This is a genomic window from Vibrio sagamiensis NBRC 104589 (genome assembly GCF_007990935.1).
Taxonomy (GTDB): domain Bacteria; phylum Pseudomonadota; class Gammaproteobacteria; order Enterobacterales; family Vibrionaceae; genus Vibrio; species Vibrio sagamiensis.
In genome coordinates this window covers 1-6,110 of record NZ_BJXJ01000075.1, presented here as the reverse complement: position 1 = coordinate 6,110, position 6,110 = coordinate 1, and the positions used below count along the sequence as shown (strand labels likewise).

General features: G+C 34.6%; 7 protein-coding genes and 1 pseudogene. 7 read left to right on the top strand and 1 reads right to left on the bottom strand.

Features of this window, described 5'->3' with window-relative positions:
• Positions 1–91: 91 nt before the first annotated feature.
• From VSA01S_RS18985 to VSA01S_RS20495, 7 genes are all read left to right on the top strand, one after another.
• Positions 92–472 (top strand): RidA family protein, encoded by a 381-nt coding sequence (locus tag VSA01S_RS18985; protein WP_039978691.1) that lies wholly within the window; start codon positions 92–94, stop codon positions 470–472.
• A gap of 624 nt (positions 473–1,096) precedes the next feature.
• Positions 1,097–2,035: a cysteine synthase family protein gene (locus VSA01S_RS18980; RefSeq protein ID WP_039978690.1), complete on the top strand. Its 939-nt coding sequence runs from the start codon at positions 1,097–1,099 to the stop codon at positions 2,033–2,035.
• A gap of 23 nt (positions 2,036–2,058) precedes the next feature.
• Positions 2,059–2,622 (top strand): phosphoribosyltransferase family protein, encoded by a 564-nt coding sequence (locus VSA01S_RS18975; RefSeq protein ID WP_039978689.1) that lies wholly within the window; start codon positions 2,059–2,061, stop codon positions 2,620–2,622.
• Positions 2,622–3,278: a YggS family pyridoxal phosphate-dependent enzyme gene (locus tag VSA01S_RS18970; protein WP_039978688.1), complete on the top strand. Its 657-nt coding sequence runs from the start codon at positions 2,622–2,624 to the stop codon at positions 3,276–3,278. Before VSA01S_RS18975 ends, VSA01S_RS18970 begins: the two co-directional genes overlap by 1 nt.
• Positions 3,271–4,200 (top strand): EamA family transporter, encoded by a 930-nt coding sequence (locus VSA01S_RS18965; protein WP_039978687.1) that lies wholly within the window; start codon positions 3,271–3,273, stop codon positions 4,198–4,200. The genes VSA01S_RS18970 and VSA01S_RS18965 overlap by 8 nt, the downstream gene beginning before the upstream one ends.
• 16 nt (positions 4,201–4,216) lie before the next feature.
• Positions 4,217–5,458: an ATP-grasp domain-containing protein gene (locus VSA01S_RS18960; protein WP_039978685.1), complete on the top strand. Its 1,242-nt coding sequence runs from the start codon at positions 4,217–4,219 to the stop codon at positions 5,456–5,458.
• A gap of 106 nt (positions 5,459–5,564) precedes the next feature.
• Positions 5,565–5,693, top strand: coding sequence for a hypothetical protein (locus VSA01S_RS20495; RefSeq protein ID WP_265100845.1), 129 nt, complete (start codon positions 5,565–5,567; stop codon positions 5,691–5,693).
• A 229-nt stretch (positions 5,694–5,922) separates the two neighbouring features.
• On the opposite strand, the pseudogene VSA01S_RS20595 reads toward VSA01S_RS20495, so the two are convergent.
• Positions 5,923–6,110 (bottom strand): annotated as a pseudogene (locus VSA01S_RS20595) (hypothetical protein); the annotation flags it as partial.

Sequence of the window (6,110 nt, the reverse complement as noted above, 5' to 3'; positions counted from 1 at the left end):
TAAGCCCGTAATTTTAGGATCTACGACGGTTTTATTGTGGCTGGTTTAGTAATTATTTAAGAGTTATCAATTGTGATAAAGTGAGGAAAATTTGTTAGAAAGAATGAACTATGAGTTTCTACCTGAGGCTCAGGGCCCGTATGTCCATGCAATGAAACACAACCAAGTGTTATATGTTTCCGGTCTGACTGCACTGAATACCTGTGCCCAGTCATCGGAACTTGATGTGCAAATAGAGGAGATTCTCAGGCAGCTAACACTGATCCTAGCTGAGGAAAATAAGTCGGTTACAGATATCATTAAAGTGACCATTTTCTTGCGTAATATGGACCAGCTTTCTCTGATGAGAGAGCACCTGAGAGACTTCTACAAAGGAATCTTTCCTGCCTGCTCTTTGGTCGAAGTATCTAGATTTATTAATGATGACTTAAAAGTTGAAATGGAAGTGATGATCTCACTGGCTAGTAATTAAACAGTTTAGTATTCTCTGCTCCTCTCTTCGTTAGGGTTGGATAATTCTTAATTTTAACTGTAATTTACCATTTATCTATTGTCGAATAGGTTTTGTCGCAAACATTTGGATACTCTGGCATAAGAAGTAATAAAACTAACACTAAGGACCGGCAATCATGTTTAGATGCTGCCACTTTCCCTCAGAAACGGGCTTGTTGCAAAAATTGAAGAGTTCATTGAGGAAGGTGGAGCTCTTAACAATACAAAAATACTTTGTGATTGAAGTCTAATTTTTATTAGTCATTATGAGTGTTAAAAATACGAAATTTTAGTTTTTATCCGTTTCCTCTAAAATTAATTGCATTTGATTGGTTCACGAAGATCTATTATTAATAATTTTATCCTTTTCATTATATAACCATATTACTTACCACTATAAGTGCGGTAGTCGCACTTTATTTATCTATTTACAAAGAACTTAATATTAATAATATTTCGTAAATTGTTGAATTGAAATAATAAAAATATTTTTTATCTCTTGTGCTTTGAATACATTCTTGTTAACGTAAATTAATAAACAAGTTGTGGCATAAGAATAAATAACCTAATTATAAATAACCTAATTATAAAGAAAGGAAGCATAATGGATATTTCTAGTATTGGTAATACTAGGCTCGTAGAACTATCGAGCTTAAACAGAAATGGTAATCGAGTTTTCGCTAAGTGCGAATTTGAAAATCCGACGGGAAGCCATAAGGACCGCACCTATCTAAATATTATTGAGTCATTGGAAAAGAGTGGTGAAATCAAAAAAGGAATGACACTAGTAGATTGCTCAACAGGTAATGGTGGAGCAGCGTTATCATGGATAGCATCGACTAAAGGCTATAATGTTATTATCTTCATGCCTGAAGGAATGACTCAGGAACGCCATGAACAAATAAAGTCTTATGGTGGTCAAATAATCGAAACTCCAAAAGAAAAATTTCTAAATGGTTCGGTAGAAGAAGCAATGACTTATGCAGAGCTCAACGAAAATACTTATTATTTGAATCAAGCGGGCTCTCTTCTAAACAAGGAAGCATGGCACAGTTGTGGAGAAGAGATTGTAAAAGAAATGAATTCTTTAGGCATTGAGCCTGACTATTTTGTATGTTCTATTGGAACAGGTGGTACTTTTTCCGGTATTAGTGGAATATTGAAGAGTAATTTTCCTAAAATAAAAACAATTGGGATTGAAGTCGACAAATCGGCACCAATATACGCCAGCAGAAAAGGCATCGAATTTAAGCATAATAACCATAACCTTATGGGGTTAGGTGCAGGCATTATTTCTAGTAATACCGATATGGAATTAATTGACGATATAAAGCTCGCTGATGGAAAAAAGTCATGGTCTCAAATGAAAGAGTTTATTCAACAGGAAGGTTTGGAAATTGGCCCAACTTGTGGAGCTAACTTGATTATAACAAAAGATGTCGCCGAGAATTTAAAAAATAAGATAATTATTACACTGTTCTTTGATAGTTCTTGGAAATATAAGAGTCTTTGGGACGGACATTACCCAAAATATAAAATATAAAATATAAAATATAAGGAAATATTATGTTAATTAAAGAAATCTATGAGAACGCTCATGTCGTTAGCTCTGGTAATTCACTTACGACAATAAATGAATTTACCGATCAACTCCCAGCACTTAGACCCCAAGTGCTAATTGAGGTCGCATATGAAATTTTAAAACTCATAAATTTTGAATATGACAAAATCGTAACCGAAGAAGACAAAGGCGCACCTTTGGCGACAACAATATCACTTCTAACAGGAAAACCTTTAGCGATGGCACGCTGGTATCCATATAGCTTAAGTGAGTATAATGATAATGTAGTGGATATTAAATCTGAATATTTTGAAGGTAAAATGTTCTTAAACGGTATTGAAAAAGGTGATCGAATACTTATTATTGATGACACCATTAGCTCTGGTGGGGCCGTAATATCGTTGATAAACTCAATTGAGTCAGCTGGCGGGCAAATAATGAAGATTATTTGTGCTGTTGAAAAAATTCAAAACGAAGGTGTTTATAAAGTACAAGAAAAGACTGGACATACTGTAGATACCATAATAAAAATTCATTTAAATGAAAAATGCGTGAAGGTTGTTGACTAATGAAAAGTTATAACTGTATTAGTAGGGACTTTGAGCGTATTCAGTCAGATTTAGTTTCTCTAAATCCGATGACAAAACTTCTCGCTGTTTCTAAATCACAACCATTTGAAGCAATAGAGCCAGTACTAAATCAAGGGCATCGTCTATTTGGAGAAAGTCGTCTAGAAGAAGCGTTAGAAAAGTGGAGCTCAGCAAAAACTATTCATAATGATCTTCAATTGCACTATATTGGCAAACTTCAGTCTCGTAAAATAGGAAAAATTGTTCAATTTTTTGACGTAATACAAACAATTGAAAGTATTTCTAGTTTGGAAAAAGTCGCAAAATATGCGGAAAAATACGCAAAGATACAAAAGATTATGATCCAAATCAATATCGGTAATGAGCCTCAAAAAAGTGGGGTGTCTATTGATGATTTTCACCAATTGTACGAACGAGCGATTGAATTGAATGCAATTGAGTTAGGAGGGATTATGTGTATTCCCCCAAATACAGTACAAGTTAGATCTTATTTTGAATCGATGAGAGAAATTGCTAAAGAATATCAGTTGGACTCTATAAGTATGGGGATGAGTCAAGACTATGATATAGCAATAGACTGTGGCTCAACAATGATCCGTATAGGAAAAGGTATTTTTGGAGAAAGGAATGCCTAGTAAACTATCTAACACTCATATAGGTGTTATATTTGGCATGATATTTTGTTTTATTAGTGCAATTTTTGACGTATATGTAGGTAACCTCAGTCAAAAGCTAAGCCCTGCCATAATTATTGTGTACTGCTTTATATCATCCATGCTGTTATTTTTTTCAGTCAGTATTTATAGAAGTGGTATAAGGAATTATTATAAAAAAATTTCCTCTAATTTTAGGATAATATTACTTATCAACTTGTCTGTAGTTTGTAACTGGGGTGGACTAATAGTATCTCTAAAATACCTTGAGCCTGCTGTGGTAGGAATAGCTACTATAGCTTGTGGGCCAGCTATTACTATTGTTTTCTCAAGATTTTTCAAAGTGTCCACACAACCAACAAATTTGGAGTTAATAATATCATGGTTAATATTGGCAATTGTAATTATCATGCTAGGCAACTCTTACTTTGGAAATAGTGGGATTACTGAGACTAGTACTCTTAATAGAATAATTGGTATTATTTGTGTTACGATAAGCGCTTTTGGTACAGTAGCGTATACGTTGTTATCAAAGGAGCTTAATAATGACAATTGGAAATCATATGAAATATTGGGGGTGAGAAATATACTCATAGTAGTTTTCTCTGTAATATATTGTATAACAAACAAATATAGTATGGAACTAGACAGTTCAGGTACTATCATGATGACTCTCTTGGTAACTATAGGTCATATAATACCAATATTTTTAATACAGAAAACAATCAGTAAACTAACTCCTATACACACATCTTTGGTTTTACTTTTTTTACCTATTTTTACATTAATTCTTCAGTATCTAGATGAGCGAGTAGAGCTATCATGGTATAGTATTTATGCTGTCTCTGGTATTACATTTCTACTGTTCATACAAAGTATAAATAAATTAAAATATACTTTATAATAAGGATTTTTGAATAATGAAAAGAATTGCAATAGTTGATGGTTTTTCATCTGGAAAATATATAGCAAACATGTTAGGTGAGCAAGATTGTGAATTGTTTCATATCATATCAAGTAGCAATCTTGATGATTACTACTTGAAGTCTTTTGACCAATCTATATATTCTAAAAATATTGTACACTCTGACATAGATATTACATCTAAATATATTGTAAACAATCGCATTGAATTCGTTTTGGCTGGCACTGAAACAGGTGTTGAACTAGCAGATGAAATAAATAATTTGATTAACCTTTCATATTCCAACGGCTTTGGCAAAGCTATCGCTAGGCGAAATAAATATGAGATGATCGAATCATTAAGGCAGTTGGGTATAAGAGCAACCAAACAAATACAGTCTAACCGATGGCATGATATTGAAAACTGGTTAGAAACTCAAGAATATCCTGTCGTTGCTAAGCCATTGAGTAGTGCGGGTTCTGATAGTGTATTTATTTGTAATAATAAAGAAGAAGCTGAGAATGCGTTCTCAAGAATATACAATAAAATCAACAAACTAAACCTTAAAAACGAGGCAGTTCTATTCCAAGAGTTTTTGAAAGGTTATGAATACGTTGTTAATTTTGTATCTCTCAATAAAAAAGTAATGGTGACGGAAGTTGTCAAATACCACAAACGACAACTTAATTCAGGCAACATCGTTTATGATATTGATGAAATATTGGACTCTACATGTCCTGAGTTCATACTGTTAGTTGATTACGTAAAACAAGTTTGTTCTAGTTTAGAGATTGAAAATGGACCTTCTCATGCTGAAGTTATGCTAACAGACGACGGGCCATGCCTAGTTGAAATAGCAGCCCGAAGTGATGGTATTCTAAGACCAAATGTCTCAGATGAAACAACAGGAATGGGACAATTAGCTGCTACCGCTTTATCGCTTATTCAACCGGAAGCATTTAATGCTAAATCAGAAGAAAGTTTTTATAGGTTAAAAAAATACTCATTCAATGTTTGTTTGATTTCACCTCGTGATGGGAAGTTAAACAAGAAACCCTTTGATGCGTTACTAAAGTCTTTACCGTCATTTCACAGTATCGAGTACTTCGTTAATGATGGTGATAGCGTAACCCAAACCAAAGACGTATTCTCTCAGCCTGCAACAATATACCTAGTTCATGACAGCAAAATTCAGCTTTGGGAAGACCATAATAAAATAAGAAACTTCGAATTACTCGGTGGTTACTTAAAAGACTAATGTACCATAAGTCATTTCGTCATTATTATGAATAATACCCACTGTATATACCCTTGTTTATTGAACACACGTGATTTTCTTCGGTTAAAAGATCATACCAGTAGCCATGAAAGTCACCCTAATCAATGAACAGAAGCAAGAACTCAAAATCCAACGCCGCATGAATCGTGATGAACGACTTCGCGATCACATAAAAGCGCTTATTCATGAACCCACAGTTCGGCAGCATACTTAAGGCTGTATTCAATCAAATAAGCTCAAGCCTGATAATGGTGGTTCATAAGTGTCTGTTACAAAAATAGAAGATGTTTCTGAGGTGCTCATCTGAGCACCTTCCTCCATACGTAAATTCCCCAAAAATTGAAGAATTCATTGAGGAATGCTGATCTCTCCTGCACCTTCAGTTTCAACTCATCACGGTGTCACCAAAATTAAACGGGCCTTCATTCAACATCCTTGTCCCCTCAAAACCTTGAATCGTTGCCCAAGCCCGCTGGACCTTGAAGCCGCCGGTGGCCTTCACGCTTGAGACGAGCAATGGCGTGACCATAAGGCGAATGTTTGTCAGTATTCAATGCGTTGGGATGAAAGAAGGCTTTGTAGTGAATAAAACAACGATAAATCGTAGAGCGATTCACGAATACACCGCGCT

Coding starts and splice junctions, on each gene's coding strand:
- VSA01S_RS18965 (WP_039978687.1), top strand. CDS start 3,271: ATGCCTAGTAAACTATCTAACACTCATATAGGTGTTATATTTGGCATG.
- VSA01S_RS20495 (WP_265100845.1), top strand. CDS start 5,565: ATGAAAGTCACCCTAATCAATGAACAGAAGCAAGAACTCAAAATCCAA.
- VSA01S_RS18975 (WP_039978689.1), top strand. CDS start 2,059: ATGTTAATTAAAGAAATCTATGAGAACGCTCATGTCGTTAGCTCTGGT.
- VSA01S_RS18960 (WP_039978685.1), top strand. CDS start 4,217: ATGAAAAGAATTGCAATAGTTGATGGTTTTTCATCTGGAAAATATATA.
- VSA01S_RS18980 (WP_039978690.1), top strand. CDS start 1,097: ATGGATATTTCTAGTATTGGTAATACTAGGCTCGTAGAACTATCGAGC.
- VSA01S_RS18970 (WP_039978688.1), top strand. CDS start 2,622: ATGAAAAGTTATAACTGTATTAGTAGGGACTTTGAGCGTATTCAGTCA.